The organism is Sulfurospirillum sp. MES, assembly GCF_000789415.1.
Lineage (GTDB): Bacteria > Campylobacterota > Campylobacteria > Campylobacterales > Sulfurospirillaceae > Sulfurospirillum > Sulfurospirillum cavolei.
The window spans coordinates 138,100-154,225 of sequence record NZ_JSEC01000005.1; the positions used below are offsets into that span (position 1 = coordinate 138,100).

Annotated in this window: 14 protein-coding genes and 1 tRNA gene; 8 read left to right on the forward strand and 7 right to left on the reverse strand. The window is 45.3% G+C overall.

Annotation, left to right across the window (positions count from 1 at the left end; all coding sequences use genetic code 11):
• The first annotated feature begins 41 nt into the window (after positions 1-41).
• From dsrO to OA34_RS09065, 3 genes are read left to right on the forward strand one after another with little or no spacing between them, the layout of a single operon-like run.
• Positions 42-830, forward strand: a complete 789-nt coding sequence (gene dsrO / locus OA34_RS09055; protein ID WP_039674532.1) for a sulfate reduction electron transfer complex DsrMKJOP subunit DsrO — start codon at positions 42-44, stop codon at positions 828-830.
• Between the two features lies 1 nt (position 831).
• Positions 832-1,956 carry an NrfD/PsrC family molybdoenzyme membrane anchor subunit gene (gene nrfD, locus OA34_RS09060; protein WP_039674533.1) on the forward strand — a complete coding sequence of 375 codons (1,125 nt, stop codon included), beginning with the start codon at positions 832-834 and terminating at the stop codon, positions 1,954-1,956.
• Positions 1,957-1,958: 2 nt separating this feature from the next.
• Positions 1,959-4,982, forward strand: a complete 3,024-nt coding sequence (locus tag OA34_RS09065) for a molybdopterin dinucleotide binding domain-containing protein (RefSeq protein ID WP_039674535.1) — start codon at positions 1,959-1,961, stop codon at positions 4,980-4,982.
• 225 nt (positions 4,983-5,207) lie between these two features.
• Here OA34_RS09065 and OA34_RS09070 read toward each other — a convergent pair.
• Positions 5,208-5,285, reverse strand: a tRNA-Pro gene (locus OA34_RS09070).
• Between the two features lie 77 nt (positions 5,286-5,362).
• Here OA34_RS09070 and OA34_RS09075 point away from each other — a divergent pair.
• The 3 genes from OA34_RS09075 to trmA all read left to right on the forward strand — a co-directional run bounded on the left by OA34_RS09075 (position 5,363) and on the right by trmA (position 9,015).
• The gene (locus OA34_RS09075) at positions 5,363-6,880 is read left to right on the forward strand and encodes a B12-binding domain-containing radical SAM protein (RefSeq protein ID WP_039674537.1); all 1,518 of its coding nucleotides are present in this window, start codon (positions 5,363-5,365) and stop codon (positions 6,878-6,880) included.
• A gap of 10 nt (positions 6,881-6,890) precedes the next feature.
• Positions 6,891-7,601, forward strand: a complete 711-nt coding sequence (locus OA34_RS09080) for a DUF445 domain-containing protein (RefSeq protein ID WP_039674538.1) — start codon at positions 6,891-6,893, stop codon at positions 7,599-7,601.
• A 301-nt stretch (positions 7,602-7,902) separates the two neighbouring features.
• On the forward strand, positions 7,903-9,015 hold the full coding sequence (gene trmA / locus OA34_RS09085) for a tRNA (uridine(54)-C5)-methyltransferase TrmA (RefSeq protein ID WP_039674540.1): 1,113 nt from the start codon (positions 7,903-7,905) through the stop codon (positions 9,013-9,015).
• Between the two features lie 2 nt (positions 9,016-9,017).
• Here the strand turns inward: trmA and OA34_RS09090 are convergent, their stop codons facing one another.
• Positions 9,018-10,199 carry a methyl-accepting chemotaxis protein gene (locus OA34_RS09090; protein ID WP_039674542.1) on the reverse strand — a complete coding sequence of 394 codons (1,182 nt, stop codon included), beginning with the start codon at positions 10,197-10,199 and terminating at the stop codon, positions 9,018-9,020.
• A gap of 156 nt (positions 10,200-10,355) precedes the next feature.
• On the opposite strand from OA34_RS09090, the gene OA34_RS09095 reads away from it, so the two are divergent.
• The gene (locus OA34_RS09095; RefSeq protein WP_039674544.1) at positions 10,356-10,790 is read left to right on the forward strand and encodes a CoA-binding protein; all 435 of its coding nucleotides are present in this window, start codon (positions 10,356-10,358) and stop codon (positions 10,788-10,790) included.
• The gene (ilvA, locus tag OA34_RS09100) at positions 10,787-11,998 is read left to right on the forward strand and encodes a threonine ammonia-lyase (protein WP_039674546.1); all 1,212 of its coding nucleotides are present in this window, start codon (positions 10,787-10,789) and stop codon (positions 11,996-11,998) included. The genes OA34_RS09095 and ilvA overlap by 4 nt, the downstream gene beginning before the upstream one ends.
• On the opposite strand, the gene OA34_RS09105 is transcribed toward ilvA, so the two are convergent.
• The 5 genes from OA34_RS09105 to OA34_RS09125 form a co-directional block, all read right to left on the reverse strand.
• A complete protein-coding gene (locus tag OA34_RS09105) occupies positions 11,995-12,456 on the reverse strand; it encodes a hypothetical protein (RefSeq protein ID WP_039674548.1) in 462 nt (153 codons plus the stop codon). The genes ilvA and OA34_RS09105 overlap by 4 nt on opposite strands.
• Positions 12,457-12,483: 27 nt before the next feature.
• Positions 12,484-13,230, reverse strand: a complete 747-nt coding sequence (locus OA34_RS09110) for an amino acid ABC transporter ATP-binding protein (RefSeq protein WP_039674550.1) — start codon at positions 13,228-13,230, stop codon at positions 12,484-12,486.
• Between the two features lie 8 nt (positions 13,231-13,238).
• On the reverse strand, positions 13,239-14,327 hold the full coding sequence (locus OA34_RS09115) for an amino acid ABC transporter permease (protein WP_039674552.1): 1,089 nt from the start codon (positions 14,325-14,327) through the stop codon (positions 13,239-13,241).
• A gap of 1 nt (position 14,328) precedes the next feature.
• The gene (locus tag OA34_RS09120; protein WP_039674554.1) at positions 14,329-15,483 is read right to left on the reverse strand and encodes an amino acid ABC transporter permease; all 1,155 of its coding nucleotides are present in this window, start codon (positions 15,481-15,483) and stop codon (positions 14,329-14,331) included.
• A 68-nt stretch (positions 15,484-15,551) separates the two neighbouring features.
• The coding region (locus tag OA34_RS09125; RefSeq protein ID WP_039674556.1) for a type 2 periplasmic-binding domain-containing protein at positions 15,552-16,126 on the reverse strand (575 nt) is incomplete at its 5' end.

Here is a 16,126-nt window from a genome sequence, read left to right on the forward strand (position 1 = left end):
CTCGTTATCATACCTTTTGGAAATTGTCAAAAGGAGTTTTTATGCCAAGTAAGAGCAGAAGGGAGTTCGTCAAAAAAGCGACGGGCTTGATCGGCGTTAGTACGCTAGCATCAACGCATGCACACGCATTAAGCCTTACCAATCCCGGTCGCGACGCCAAAGACGCCCGTTACGTCGGGCAAGAGGGTAAACGCTTCGGTATGGTTATCGATCTTCGCAAATGCGTCGGATGCCAAGCCTGCACGAGTGCGTGTAAAAGTGAAAATAAAGTCCCCAAAGAGAAATTTAGAACCTACGTTCCCGAATACGAACTCGGAAGTTACCCAAGCGTCAGGAAAGCGTTTTTACCGCAACTGTGTAACCATTGTGCCGAGCCTTCGTGCGTAAGCGTCTGCCCGACCGGAGCGACGTTTGCCCGCAAAGACGGTATCGTCGTCGTGGATAACGAGATTTGTTGGGGATGCGGATACTGCATCAATGCCTGTCCTTACGATAAACGTTATTTCAATCCGATCTCCAACGTTGCCGACAAATGCACGCTTTGCGCGCATCGCGTCGATCACGGATTGCTTCCGGCATGCGTGGAAAGTTGTGTCGGCGGAGCACGGGTTTTCGGTGATCTGAACGATCCTTCTTCGCACGTCTCACGCTTGCTTGCAACGTTTCCGGCCACCGTTTTAAAACCCGCTTCCGGAACGAAACCGCGCGTATTTTACATTGCGTTGAGCGGCGAAATCCAGTCATTACCGTATTCAAACGGAATTTTGGACGACGCGGTACGCAAACGCGAGGGTGCTTTGCACAAAGAATGGTCAAGTAAAGGAGAATAACATGGATTTTGGATCACTATTGCATACGATTAGCTCGATTACGCCCGATCGACCTTGGGGTATCGACATTCCGAACTATTTTTGGTTTACCGGAAGTTCCGCCGCGGCGTTTATCATTTCGAGTTTTGCGCATGTTTTCGGTATGAAAGAGTATAAGCCTATTGCCGGTTTCTCGCTGCTTTTGGCCTTTGTTTTACTCGTTGCCGCACCGATGAATCTTATCGACGATTTACGTCAACCCGGCCGCATTATCAACTTCTTTTTTTACGGATGGGAAAACTTCCCGACCTCTCCGATGAAATGGGGCGTTTTGTTGCTGATAGCATATCCGCTTTTAATTTTAGCCGAAGCAATCGTCTTGTATAGACCTTATTTTACGATGAAAAAAGGGGTCGCCTACACGAAAGAACAAGAAGAAAAAGACCATCGTTTAGGCGTTTTACTTGGAGCGATCGGTATTCCTTTGGCACTAAGCGTACACGGATACACCGGTTATATTTTAGGTGCGGTTCACGCGATTCCTTTATTTCATACGCCGATTATGCCTATTTTGTTTTTAGCTTCCGCAATGGTTTCGGGTACGGGCTTGCTCATTATTTTGCTACCGATTTTTCAGAAATTTTTTACCGATTTTAAACGTATCGATTATGCGATGATGCAACGCTTGGCACGATTGCTTGCATGGTTTATCGTCATCGATTTGGTCATTCGCTTCTTTTGGCTGACCTTTGCGATTACGTTCAATAACGAAGAAAAATATGCCCTCAAACTCTTTTTCGGCGAAAATTTTTGGGAAGTCCTGATCGTCGATTACGTTATTTGTCTTTTTGTACCGATGGCAATCGGTTTTATTCGCTTTTTCTCCCGCTCGCTCAAATGGGTTCTTTTTGCGGGCGTTCTCTCGGCAATCGGCGTATGGATTTTTAGATGGAACACCGTTATCGGCGGTCAGAGCATCGGAAAAACGACGCCTTTCTTATTGGAATACCATCCTCATGTCTTTGGATTCGATAGCATTCTTTCCGTGGTGTCCAACTGGAGTTTGCTCATCGCTTTAATTGCCGCGATTATGGCACTTTTCCCTTGGGATAAAGAGATGGCGAATTATTATACGAAGGAGCAATAATTATGGAAAGTTCACGCAGAAAATTTTTAATCGGAACCAGCATCGTCACCGGAAGCGCGGCACTTGGAGGTTATAGCGATACGCTCAAACATGTCGCTACGCTTTCCAGACGCGGCGAAAAAGCAAACGATCCTATTTACGGAAACGCACCTCAAACCGAAGGCTTACATGTCAAAGGTTCTTTTACGCCCTCTAACGATTTTAGCATGAAACCGAGCATTTGTAACGGATGTACGACCCACTGTTCGGTTCGCGTCAAAATCAACCGTAAAACGGGTCACGTCGAGCGTGTTTTCGGCAATCCGTACAGTCTTCTCTCTTCCGATCCGTGGTTGGCATACAAAACTCCTTTAAGCGAAAGCTTTCAAGCAACCTCCGCGTGGAAAGAAAAAGGCTTGGAGATGCGCTCGACCGCGTGTGCAAGAGGCAATCTGGTTTATGAAAAACTCAATGATCCTTTTCGCGTCACAGCACCGCTAAAACGCGTCGGTAAACGCGGCGACAATCAGTGGCAAACGATTTCGATCGAGCAGTTGATTCGTGAAATTACGCAAGGCGGTAATCTTTTCCAAGAAGGCTATGTTGACGGGCTCAAAGCATTCGCCGATACGAAAACCTTGATCGACGAAAACAACCCCGATTACGGTCCGATAGCCAATAAATTGTGCGTTTTAGGCACGGCGGACGAGGGACGTCAAAACTTTATCGTACATCGCTTCGTGCAAAGTTTCGGTACGGTCAATTTTATGGGGCACACCTCGATCTGCGGTCTTTCCATGCGAGCAGGCGAAGCGGCGTATTTAGACGATTTTAACGCATATCCGCATATGAAGCCCGATTACGAACATTGTCAATTTATGCTGAACATCGCTACGGCTCCGGCACAAGCGGGCAATCCGTTTAAGCGTCAAGCCAAACTCTTGGCAAAAGGTCGAAGCGAAGGAAATCTTCGCTATGTCGTCGTCACGCCGATTTTAACCAACAGCGACTCGATTGCCTCAAGCGACCGCTCACGTTGGCTACCGATCAAACCTTCCGGAGACTTGGCGTTTGTCATGGGTATGATGCGCGTCATTATCGAAGAAGAGCGTTATTTGAAAGCGTACTTGGCGATTCCGAGCGAAACGTCGCAAAAAGCTTTACACGATTACAGCTTTACCAATGCGTCGCATTTGGTCGTTCAAGAAGGCGAAAACCAAGGTAAAATTCTCGTCGATTCCAAAGGAATCGTCCATGTTGTCGATGCCAAAGATGCCAAACTCAAATCCGCCGAGGAAGTTCTAGAAGCCGATATCGCATTTGAGGGAGACGTGAGCCTTGAGGGGAAAACATACCGCGTTAAAAGTGCCTTTTTACTTCTTAAAGAGGCGGCATTGGAGCATCCGCTCTCGTTTTACGCCCAAGAAAGCGGTATCGATGAGCAAACGATCGTCCATTTGGCGCGTGAATTTACCTCTTACGGTCGCAGCGTCGGCGTCGATTGTCACGGCGGAACGATGCATTCGACCGGATTTTACACGACGTATGCCGTGATGATGTTAGGGGCGTTGGTGGGCAATTTAAATTACAAAGGCGGTATGAGTACGGGAGGCGGTAAATTTAAAGATTTTAACGGTTCCGTTTACAACCTTTTGGCCTATGCCGGTAAACAAAAGCCTTTCGGTACGCGTTTGGATCGCGCTCGAAAAGCGTATGAAACCAGCAGCGAATACAAACAAAAAGTTGCCCGAGGCGAAAATCCCTATCCGGCAAAAGATGCATGGTTTCCTTTTACCAACGCGATCGAATCGGAAGTGATTCATAGCAGTGCTAGTGCCTATCCGTATAAAATGGGGGCGTTAATCTCATGGTGCTCGAACTTTATGTACGGACAAAGCGGTGCGGAACATTTGATCCCGCTTTTAAAAGACCCCAAAAAAGCCGTGCCGCTTTTTATTGCGATCGATCCGTTTATCAATGAAACCAGCCGTTACGCCGATTATATCGTGCCCGATTCGGTTCTTTACGAAACATGGGGCGTCGTTTCGCCGTGGGCGGCACACCTGACGAAAACTTCACATGTACGTTACCCAATCGTCGCTTCGCCCAATGCAAAGCTGCAAAACGGCGAACCGATTTCGATGGACAGTTTTCTTATCGAATTGGGAAAATCGCTTAATTTAGCGGGATTCGGTGCTAACGCCATCAACGGAGCCAATGCAAAATTTGCGCTTGAGCGTCCCGAAGATTTTTATTTAAGAGCCTTTGAAAACATCGCGATGGACGGAGCCGCACCCGTACCTGAAATTAGCGACGAAGAGATTGCTTTGGCAGGACTGGAAGAGTATGTAGTGTCGCTCAAACGTATTTGCGGCGAAAATTGGAAAAGGGTTGCTTACGTCATGAGTCGGGGAGGGCGTTTTGCCGATAAAGGTAGCGCATACGAAGGCAATAAAATGACCAAATCTTATACCAAGGCGATTGCCGTTTATAACCAGACCGTAGGAACGTCGCATCATGCGTTAACGGGAGAGCGTTACAGCGGCGTACCGCGTTATTATGCACCGCGTCTTGCTAACGGTGAAAAATTAAAATTCAATACGCCCGAATACCCGTTTCTAGCCTTTAGCTACAAGTCCAACGTGCTCTCTTCGGCAACTTCGGCTTTGGAAGCGTTGCGCGATACGCGTTACACGTCCTACATCGATTTGAACGTAAAAACGGCGCAACAGTTGGGTATCGCGCACGGCGAAGCGGTACGCGTACGCTCGCTTGACGGAACGATTGAGGGCATTTGCCGCGTCAAAGAGGGCATCCATCCGCTTTCTATCGGCATCGAACACGGTAGCGGACGCGAGGGAGAAGGGGCGATCGACGTTAAGATCGATAGCGTGCTCAAACAAGGACGCATCGCCAGAAGAAGCGGCGTCAATATCAATAAATTAGGCTTACGCGATATAACGCGCTTGAATATGCCGACCTTAAGCGATTTTGCCGTCGGTTCCAACGCACGCCAAGCCGTTCCGGTTCGCATCGAAAAAATCTAAACGCTCTCGAAGAGGTTATAAAGAACCTCTTCGACCACCAATAAAAAACTTCGTTAAGAATCTTACGTTGATATATTACCACTAAATTTTCTTTGCCGGAAAGCCCACGCACCTTTGGTGTTTTTTCCTTCTTGCAAAATGAGTTTTGCAAGAAATCTATTAATTTTATACAGAGATCAGTATCGGTAAAAAATGGTTGAAGGGAAGGATCAAAAAAGGGAAAAATGGTCGGAGTGACGTGATTCGAACACGCGACCTCTACCACCCCAAGGTAGCGCGCTAGCCAGGCTGCGCTACACCCCGATCCATTTTAGAATGTGGATTTTAACAAAAATAACCAAAAAGTTTTATTATAATAAACAAAAAAATAAACGGTACACATGAAAGAAATTATTTTAACGACCTTTAACGCCCGCTACACGCATACGTCGATTGCTATGCGTTATTTGTACGCCAATTTACGCGAACTTCAACCCCAAGCTTTGATTTTAGAGAGCGTCATCAATACAAGCGTCGCGGACGTCGCGGAGCACATACTTGCACATCAACCGCGCATCGTCGGTATCGGTGCGTATATTTGGAATGCGCTTGAAGTGCAAGAACTGACGGCACTTTTGAAAAAAGTATCGCCCAAGACGTTTATTATCTTAGGCGGTCCCGAAGCGTCACATCTGCCGCATCGCGTCGATTTTTCCAAAGCCGATTATATCATTCAAGGCGAAGGAGAAAATGCTTTTTACGCATTGTGCCGAAGGCTTTTAAACGACGATTTACCCGAAGAACGTTTCATAAAAGCACCGATGGTCGATTTAAGTACGATTGTTTTACCGTACGATTTTTACAGCGATCATGACGTCAAACATCGTTACTGTTACGTAGAAGCGAGTCGCGGTTGTCCCTTTACATGTGAGTTTTGTCTCTCTTCGGCAGATAAAAAAGTACGCGACATTCCGATGGAACGCTTTTTAGGCGAGCTCGAAAAATTATGGCAACGAGGCGTGCGCAATTTCAAATTTATCGATCGAACGTTTAATTTAAGTATTGAGAACGCAACGCAACTTTTAGACTTTTTTCTCTCCAAAAAAGAGGAATATTTTGTCCATTTTGAGGTCATTCCCGATCATTTTCCCAAAGCCCTTCGTGAAAAAATCGCTCAGTTTCCTCCGGCGACTTTGCAGCTTGAAGTCGGGATTCAAACGCTCGATCCAAACATTTCCCAAAATATTCATCGACGCCTCAATGTGGAAAAAATCGAAGAAAATCTCGCTTTCTTACAGAACGAAACCCATGCACACTTACATGTCGATTTGATCGTGGGGTTACCCGGAGAAAGTATTGAGGGATTCGGGCGCAATTTAAACCGACTCCATGCCCTGACGCAATGCGAAATTCAAATCGGTATTTTAAAAAAACTTTCCGGTACGACGCTCTCGCGTCACGACGAAATCTACGGCATGGTTTATTCGGACAAACCTCCGTACGATATTGTGCAAAACGATTTAATCCCGTTTGCGCTGATGCAAAAAATGAAACGATTTGCGCGTTTTTGGGATATGGTGTATAACAGCGGCAATTTTAAACGCTCGTGCGAGCTTTTATGGAAAGAGGGGAAGGTGTTTGAAGGCTTTTACGCCTTTAGCGAATGGCTCTACACCCAAACCGAATCTACATGGCAGATTGCCTTGGACCGTTTGGCGGAATTGGTTTTTCGTTATCTTTGCGAAGAGCAAGGCTATGAAAAAGAAAGGATCAAAGCGCAGCTCATCGAAGATATTATGACCGTTCGCGGACGCAAAATGCCTTCTTTTTTGCGTAACAACTACGTACCGCGAGACGAAAGTGAAGAGAACACGATTAAAGTTAACAAACGACAATTAAAACATGCAAACGCAGTGTAAAGGAGAAACGATGAAATACGATAAAAGCTTTATGACCGATCTGATAAGCCTTGGATTGGTAGCACTCTCTTACGTTTTAAGCGAACCCTTCGCGCATTGGCTACTTTTAGCGGGACTTTTTGCCCTTTCGGGCGCGATTACCAATCAAATTGCCATTCATATGCTTTTTGAAAAAGTACCTTTTTTTTACGGAAGCGGCGTCATAGAATTACGTTTTGAAGCCTTTAAAGCATCAATTAAAAACCTGATGATGGAACAGTTTTTTACCAAAACACAACTCGACGCATTCTTTGCACACGAAGAAAAAACGCTCGATCTTGGCTCTATCATCGATGAGATAGACACCTCTTTGGCCTTTGACGCGCTCAGTAAAACCGTCATGGAGTCCTCTTTCGGCGGGATGTTGGCGATGTTCGGAGGAGCAAGCGCATTGGAAGGACTGCGTGCTCCGTTTAACGAAAAGCTCAAAATCTCGCTCAATGAAATCGTTAAAAGTGATGTATTTCAACAAAAAATATCTAAAAAAATACAAAATTCATCACTAAGTGATGACATGTTAATCACCATAGAAAAGATGGTCGATGCACGCCTTAATGAGCTGACGCCGCGAATGGTCAAAGAAATCGTTCAAGATTTTATTAAAGAACATTTGGGTTGGCTGGTCGTATGGGGCGGCGTTTTCGGCGCGATTATCGGCGTGTTTTCAAGCTTAATCCTCTAACGAAACATATCGACAATCTATAAGCACCAAAGGTGCGTGGGCACTCCGCCGAGGAGAACCCAGTGTTAACGTAGTCTTTGGAGCTTTGCTTCAAAGGCGTGTTAAAGATAAAAAAGCACCAAAGGTGCGCGGGCACTCCGCCGAGGAGAACCCAGTGTTAACGTAGCTTTTGGAGCTTTGCTTCAAAGGCGTGTCAAAGATAAAAAGCACCAAAGATGCGCGGATACTTTGCCAAAACGTGATTTTAGAAAAGCTAGAAATAAATAAAATTTTACATATAATATTACATAAAAGGAATGCGATGGAGTGCTCATATTTCGGGAAGTGCGGTAGTTGTACGCTGTACCGTTTAGATTACGAAGACCAAATAATCTCTAAAAAAGAGGCGATTACGACCTTGTTCGAATCCCTCTATCAAGGTTCTTTCGATTTTTTTCCTTCCCAAGATAGCCATTATCGATCACGCGCGGAATTTCGCTTGTGGAAAGAGGGCGACACGCTTTCATACGCCATGGGTGCGGCAGATAAAAAAAGTACGCTTTGCATCGACGCTTGCCCTAAAGTCGATCTAAAAATCGCTGTGCTGATGCCCGAACTTTTAAAGGCAATCGAAAGCTCTTCGATCCTGCGCGAAAAAATTTTTTCAATCGAGTTTTTGTGCACGTCGGAGCATCTTTTGGTCACGCTCCTTTACCACAAACCTTTACATGTAGCATGGGATGAAGAGGCTAAAATCTTAGAGCAGCGATTCGGTATCGGTATCATCGGTCGCTCGCGCGGCGTCAAACGCGTTTTAAGCCGCGATTTTGCCGAAGAGTGTTTGGACGTAGCGGGAAGAATGTATCGATACCGTGTGTTTGAAGGAGGGTTTTCACAACCCAATCGCGCTATCAATCGTGCGATGATCGCTTGGGTTTTAGAGCAAATGAGCGAATGCGAAGACCTGTTGGAGCTTTATTGCGGTTACGGCAACTTTACGATTCCTTTGGCCAGTAAATTTCAGAAGGTTTTGGCGACGGAAATCTCTAAAACGTCTATCAAATCGGCACTGATCAACTGTGAATTGAACGACGTTTACACGATCTCGTTTTTGCGCATGAGTGCCGAGGAGCTCACCTCTGCACTCAATCACGAACGTACGTTCAACCGCTTAGCACATCTTGATTTGGATGCGTATCGCTTTAGTCACGTTTTCGTCGATCCGCCGCGCTCGGGAATGGACGAAAAAAGCCTTGCGTTTATTTCGCAATTTGAGCATATTATTTATATTTCGTGCAATCCGCAAACGCTCAAACGCGATTTGGAGATTTTAGCGTTGCGGTACGAAATCAAACGGTTTGCCCTGTTCGACCAATTTCCCAATACCGAACACCTCGAATCGGGCGTCATTCTCAAACGACGCTCGATTTCGTAACTTTAGATTTGGAATTGGTTGAGTTTATGCGAAAGTTCGCCGGCTTGCGCGAGAAGGTTTTTGGACGCACCGTTTAACTCGTGTACGTCGGTACTGTTTTTCAACGAAACTTCGTACATGTAAGTAACGTTTTCCAAGATCATCGTCGTATCGCTGGAGAGTTTTTGCGATACTTCGGATGCTTGAGACGAGACAAGCGATGCTTTTTTGATAACGCCTTCGGCTTCGCCAATATGACTCTGCGCCAGTGCCGAGTGATGGACGATTTTTTCGATAAAGGCGTAATTGTCGTTCATTTGACCGCTGGCATCGATAATATTTTGCACGATCACACTAATAGTCGTATTGATTTCACTCAAACTTTTTTGCGTACGTTCGGCTAAGTTTCGCACTTCATCGGCGACGACGGCAAAACCGCGTCCGTGTTCGCCCGCGCGTGCGGCTTCGATCGCGGCATTGAGTGCTAAAAGATTGGTTTGATCGGCAATGTCGGAAATGACCGTTAAAACGTTTTTGACCTGATTGGCGTCGGTACTGAGTTGATTGAGCCTCTCGACCGTGACCGACTCTACTTCGGAAGCTTTTTGAATATCTTCGACCAAACGTTGTATCTCGCATGCCGTTTCGTTCAACGTTGAAGAGGCGGCTAAAATATCACGACTCGTATCTTTCGAGCTTTGCGTCGATTGTTCCAAGACGCCTTTCATTGTATCGCCCAAAGTTTTTGTTTTTTGGGCAAAACTGAGCTCTTCGTCAATACGTTGATGAATATTTTGAGCGATGAGCGCAAAACGATCGGCCGTAGAAGTGCTCTCTTGCGACGCTTTGGTTGCGGCGATAACAGTTTGATGGATTTTATCGATAAAGTGATTGATATTGGCGGAAAGTTCGGCAATTTCGTCATGCGACGTTACGGTGATGCGTTTCGTTAAATCGCCGCTTCCTTGCGCCAAATCAAACGTAACGGCAGAAAGCGCATCAATCGAACGCGAAATACTTAAGGTCATAATGCGCGTAAAGATGAAGAAAAAAATCATCCCCAAAATCGAACCCGTCACTAAAATCGTACGATTCGTTCCTTCCAGTAAAAAAAAGACCAAGACCGTATTTGCAGTAAACCCTCCGACCGTCGAAAGTGCTAAAATCCAACCTTTCGTTTTAATACTAATTTCCCCGAGAAACATCATATTCCCTTATAATACAAAATGTAATTTCGTGGGGATTATAGCACAAAAAAATGGCAAAACAGACGACATACGTCAAACATAATTTTTTCGATAAAGGCTAAGAAAGTTTGGGTGTGCTATACTCCTCACTTCAATTTTTTTAAAGGAGCAATAATGGAATGCGACATTTCTAACATTAGCATGCCCGATGACGCGGGCATTAAAGATATTTTTTCGATGTGCAAGAGCATTGCCATTATCGGCCTTTCTCCCGATCCCGATAAAGACAGTCATAAAGTAGCACGTTATTTACAAAAAAAAGGCTTTAAAATCTATCCGATTTATCCAAAGGAAGAGACGATTTTAGGGGAAAAAGTGTATCGATCGCTTCTGGACATTCCCGAAAAAGTAGAGATGGTCGATATGTTTCGTAAACCCGAAATTGCCGATTCGCTCGTCGATGAAGCCTTGCAAAGAGGCGACGTAAAAGTCGTATGGTTGCAATTGGGCATTATTAATAATGCCGCCTGCCAAAAAGCAAAAGAAAACGGATTAATCGCCGTTCAAAATAAATGTACGAAAGTAGAATACGAAAGGTTACACCTATGATACCCCTTAGTGAAATCGTTAAAGCCAAACGACAATTAGCCGGCGTCGTGACCAACACGCCTTGTGCCTTAGCTCCGATTTTAAGTGAAGAAGTCGGAACAAACGTCTATCTTAAAAAAGAAAATCTCCAAATTACGGGTGCTTATAAACTTCGCGGTGCGTACAACAAAATCGCCTCATTAACCAAAGAAGAACGCAAAAAGGGCGTTATTGCGGCGAGTGCGGGCAATCACGCACAAGGCGTTGCCTACAGTGCTCGGGTTTTCGGTATCCAAGCAACGATCGTAATGCCCGAAGCCACGCCTCTTTTAAAAGTCACGGGAACCAAAGCTTTGGGTGCGGAAGTGATCTTACAAGGCGATAACTACGACGAAGCCTACGCGTATGCGCTCACGTACGCCAACGAACACGGCTTGACGTTTATTCACCCGTTTGAAGACGAAAAAGTCATTGCGGGGCAAGGAACGGTTGCTCTGGAAATGATCGATGAAATCAACGACCTTGACGTCGTCGTCGTTCCTATTGGCGGCGGCGGACTGATTAGCGGTATGAGCTCGGCGATCAAACAGATCGATCCGAAAATCAAAGTCATCGGCGTCAATGCATCAGGAGCTCCCGCTATGTGCGAATCGTTCCATGCCAAACAAGCGATCAATTCCAAAAGCGTGCGAACGATTGCCGACGGCATCGCCGTACGCGACGTCAGCGAAAGCAATTTGGCGCATATTTTGGAGTGCGTCGATGAAGTCGTCACGGTAGACGACGAAGAGATTGCATCGGCAATTTTGTTTTTATTGGAGCGACAAAAATTGGTCGTTGAAGGCGGCGGTGCGGCAAGCGTTGCGGCAATTATGCACAAAAAATTTGCCTTTGACAAACATACCAAAATCGGCGCGGTTTTAAGCGGCGGAAATATCGACGTACAAGTGCTATCGATCATTATCGAGAAAGGTTTGATCAAATCGCACCGTAAAATGAAGTTGGTCATCACGTTGATCGACAAACCGGGCGCACTGATGCGTCTGACGGACTTATTTAAAAATGCCAACGCCAATATTATTCAAATCGATTACGATCGTTTTTCAACAAAACTCTCTTACGGCGACGCGCAAATTACGATTATGTTGGAGACCAAGGGCGTGGAACATCAAGCGATGATCCGCGAACTCTTAAACGACGCGAAATATCCGTTTATCGAAGAGGTTTAAACCTCTTCGTTCGCGAGTGCCTCGTAGGCGACCATGAGGCTCTCGCGAAGCTTTTCGCTTTGAGCCTCTCCCTCTTTACAATAGGTTTTTAAAAACTGCTCCAAGGCGTTTAAAATTTCAAAAAGTTCCGCTTCAATCTCTTGAGGATTTTTTTGCCGTGCCGTCATCGTTTCAAAAAAAACGAGCTTGCGAATCATATCGGAGAGCTGTTCCAACGCGTACGTTTCTTGGCTCTCGTCGATTAACATGTACGTTCTTAACGCTACCTGTTTTGAGCTGTCGATACTCTGTTTCATCGCGCGCACATGCTCTTGAATAATCGCCGAAAACTTCGCATAACGCTCAAACGCGTCCGCATCGTGCACGCGATCGAGCCTTTGGGTAATGTTACCGATTTGTTTGATCATCACGAAAGCGACCGCTCCGACAATCACTAAAACGGGAATTAACTCTTCCATACCACAATCCTTACATGTCAACAATGATTAGTGCGATAAGATTTGCTCTAAAAAGAGTTTTAAACGCTCAGATTCGGGATGTTGGAAAAACTCTTCGGGAGTATTTTCTTCAACGATTTGTCCCGCGTCCATAAAAATGATACGGTCGGCTACTTTTTTAGCAAAACCCATTTCATGCGTCACGCACACCATTGTTTTATCTTCTTTGGCTAATTCTATCATAACATCTAAAACTTCGGCAACCATTTCGGGGTCAAGTGCGGAAGTCGGTTCGTCAAAAAGCATAATTTTCGGATTTTTACATAACGCTCTTGCGATTGCGACGCGCTGTTGCTGACCGCCGGAGAGTTGATTGGGGTATTTATTCGCTTGATTGGCGATACCCACGCGCTCCAAATATTTCATCGCCATCGCTTCGGCCTCTTTGCGCGGCATCTTTTTGACCCAAATCGGAGCCAAGGTAAGATTGTCTAAAATCGTCAAATGCGGGAAGAGGTTAAAGTGTTGAAACACCATCGCTACTTCTTCGCGAATCGCTTTGATCTTTTTGACGTCGTTGACCAAATCGATACCTTCAACGCTAATGCTACCTTCTTGAAATTGCTCTAAGTAATTAATACAGCGAATCAGCGTCGATTTACCCGATCCGGAAGGTCCGCATACCACGATAATTTCACCTGTTTTTACTGTGAGATTGACCTCTTTGAGGACATGAAAATCGCCGTACCATTTATTGAGATTTTTAATCTCTATAATCTCTTTTCTCTCTTTCATAAAGTGTCCTATTTTCGTAAATTCGTATTAAAACGTTTTTCAAGCTTTTGGCTGAAATTCGACATCATGTAACAGAAAAACCAAAAGATAAAGGTAACGAATACGTAACCTTCCGTCTCGTAGCCGAGCCAATACGAATCGGCGGCACTCAGACGCACCATCGCCAACAAATCGAATAAACCGATGATCAAAACAAGCGTCGTATCTTGAAAAAGGGCAATCGAAACGCCGACAAGGTTGGGAATGGCGACTTTTAACGCTTGCGGCAAAATGACTAAAAACATCTTTTGCCAATACGACAAACCGATTGCATCCGCCGCTTCGTATTGACCTTTAGGAATCGATTGAAGTCCGCCGCGGATATTTTCGGCGATATACGCCGCTTCAAACATCGCAATACCGATCAGTGCACGCAACAATTTATCGAAGTTCATTCCCTCGGGGAAGAAAAGCGGCAAAATAACCGAGGACATAAACAAAATCGTAATGAGCGGTACGCCTCGGATAAATTCAATGTACGTAACGCTTAGGCTGCGAATAATCGGTAAATGCGATGCACGTCCCAGCGCCAAAATAACGCCCAAAGGAAACGCCGAGACGATACCGACGGCAGCCACCATAATCGTCAACATCAAACCGCCCCATTTATCGGTCGGCACGACTTCTAAACCTGCTAAACCGCCGTGAACCAAAAGGAAACCGGCGATAAAATAGACATGTGCCAATACGATTTTGAGTACAGGGCTTTTGAGATAACGAAACGCCGCAACCAATACGAGAAACAGCCCATAAACCGTATTGACGCGCCAACGAAATTCGGAAGGGTAAAACCCGTACATAAACATATCGATTTTCATGCGAATGAACACCCAACATGCTCCTCCGCCCGTACAATCTTCTCGCGTACTTCCCGCAAAATTCGCATCCAGATACGCCCATTTAACGAACGGCGGAATCACCCATACCAAAAGCATCACGCCTAAAAGCGTTAATGCGACGTTAAACGGAGAAGAAAAAAGATTTTCACGTAACCAAAACGTTAAGCCTTTAACGTTAGAGGGAGCCTTGCGCGTCTCTTTTTTGGAATAAACCGCCATCTTAGCGCTCCTTGATCTTCATTTTATGGTTAAACCAGTTAAGCAGCGCCGAAACCAGCAAACTAATAATAAGGTAAACTAACATCGTCATCGCAATAATTTCAATCGCTTGTCCGACTTGATTTAACGACGTTCCCGCAAAAACCGTTACGATCTCCGGATAACCCACTGCCGTTGCCAAAGAAGAGTTCTTCGTTAAATTCAAGTATTGGTTGATAATGGGAGGAATCGCAATACGAATGGCTTGAGGCAAAATAACGAGTTTGAGGGACTGATACGGGCTAAATCCCATCGAAGCGGCGGCTTCTTTTTGTCCATGACTGACCGCTTCGATGCCTGAACGTACCGCTTCGGCAATAAACGTTGCGGTATAAATCGTTAACGCAAACGCCAACGCCAAAAATTCCGGTGAAAGCACTTTGCCTCCTTTAAAGTTAAAACCCCGAAGTTCGGGAAAACTAAAGTGCAATTGCGCACCGCCGATCCAATAAGCAAGGGCGGGAAAAAGAAGAAAAAGAGCGATACCCCAAGGTAAGACGAAAAAATCTTTACCCGTGGCTTCTTTGCGGCGATTTGCCCATCGATTGAGAAGATAAACACACGTGAAGGCAACCGCGAAACTTATTAAAATCGCAAAAAACGTCGTATTGTATTCGGGTTGCGGGAAGTAAAGTCCTCGGTTGTTGATAAAAATCGTGTCGAAGAAATTGTAACTTTGCTTGGGGTTTGGCATAGCGCGCAACACGACGTTGTACCAAAACAAAATTTGCAGTAAAAGCGGAATATTACGGAAAAAATCGATATAAGCTTTGGCGAGCTTAGCGATTAACCAGTTGTTCGAAAGCCTTAAAATACCGATCAACAATCCGACGATCGTCGAAAAAACGATACCGACGGCGGCAATAATCATCGTATTTAACAATCCTACGATAAAAACTCTGCCGTGCGTATCCTCTTCGGTGTAGGGAATCGGGGATTGATCAATACCGAATCCCGCCGTTCCTTCCAAAAATCCAAAACCGGTTTGAATGCCTCTTTGTTCTATATTTGCAACCGTATTAGCACCAATATACCACAAAAAAGCAACCAAGCCGATTACCGTTAAAAGCTGAAAAATAATCCCTCGAATCTTTTGATTTCTCAAAAGTGCTAACATGTACGTCCTTTGTTTAAGAAGTTAAGAGAGCGGACGTGCCGCTCTCGTGAAAAACATTCCAACGCTTCTTATCTAAAAGGAGGTGCGTATTGTAAACCGCCGTTTGTCCATAGGGCATTGTAGCCTCTTTGAATTTTAAGCGGAGAGCCTTGACCGACGGTTCTCTCAAACGATTCACCGTAATTACCGACTTGTTTGATGATTTGGTAAGCAAAATCTTTTTTAAGTCCCAAGTTTTCGCCCATCTGACCTTCCGCACCTAAAAGACGTTTCACGTCCGGATTGTCGGATGTAAGCATCGCATCGACATTGGCACTCGTAACGCCCGACTCTTCCGCCGTCAACATGGCATAAAACGACCATCTAACGATATCGAACCATCGACCGTCCCCTTTACGCACAACCGGTCCTAAAGGCTCTTTGGAAATAACTTCGGGTAAAACGATGGATTCGTCCGGTTTTGCCAATTTAATACGCAAACCGTAAAGTTGAGATTGATCGGAAGTTAAAACGTCGCAACGACCGCTTTCATATGCTTTAACGACTTGATCGTTGGTATCGTAGGAGACAAGTTTGTATTTCATTTTGTTGGTTCTAAAATAGTCCGCAACGTTCAACTCGGTCGTCGTTCCCGTTTGAAGAC

Bases quoted from the DNA above. Each gene is read 5' to 3' on its own strand.
- nrfD (WP_039674533.1), top strand. From the start codon at position 832: ATGGATTTTGGATCACTATTGCATACGATTAGCTCGATTACGCCCGAT.
- OA34_RS09075 (WP_039674537.1), top strand. From the start codon at position 5,363: ATGAAAGAAATTATTTTAACGACCTTTAACGCCCGCTACACGCATACG.
- OA34_RS09105 (WP_039674548.1), bottom strand. From the start codon at position 12,456: ATGGAAGAGTTAATTCCCGTTTTAGTGATTGTCGGAGCGGTCGCTTTC.
- trmA (WP_039674540.1), top strand. From the start codon at position 7,903: ATGGAGTGCTCATATTTCGGGAAGTGCGGTAGTTGTACGCTGTACCGT.
- OA34_RS09095 (WP_039674544.1), top strand. From the start codon at position 10,356: ATGGAATGCGACATTTCTAACATTAGCATGCCCGATGACGCGGGCATT.
- OA34_RS09065 (WP_039674535.1), top strand. From the start codon at position 1,959: ATGGAAAGTTCACGCAGAAAATTTTTAATCGGAACCAGCATCGTCACC.
- OA34_RS09080 (WP_039674538.1), top strand. From the start codon at position 6,891: ATGAAATACGATAAAAGCTTTATGACCGATCTGATAAGCCTTGGATTG.
- ilvA (WP_039674546.1), top strand. From the start codon at position 10,787: ATGATACCCCTTAGTGAAATCGTTAAAGCCAAACGACAATTAGCCGGC.
- OA34_RS09090 (WP_039674542.1), bottom strand. From the start codon at position 10,199: ATGTTTCTCGGGGAAATTAGTATTAAAACGAAAGGTTGGATTTTAGCA.
- dsrO (WP_039674532.1), top strand. From the start codon at position 42: ATGCCAAGTAAGAGCAGAAGGGAGTTCGTCAAAAAAGCGACGGGCTTG.
- OA34_RS09115 (WP_039674552.1), bottom strand. From the start codon at position 14,327: ATGGCGGTTTATTCCAAAAAAGAGACGCGCAAGGCTCCCTCTAACGTT.
- OA34_RS09120 (WP_039674554.1), bottom strand. From the start codon at position 15,483: ATGTTAGCACTTTTGAGAAATCAAAAGATTCGAGGGATTATTTTTCAG.
- OA34_RS09110 (WP_039674550.1), bottom strand. From the start codon at position 13,230: ATGAAAGAGAGAAAAGAGATTATAGAGATTAAAAATCTCAATAAATGG.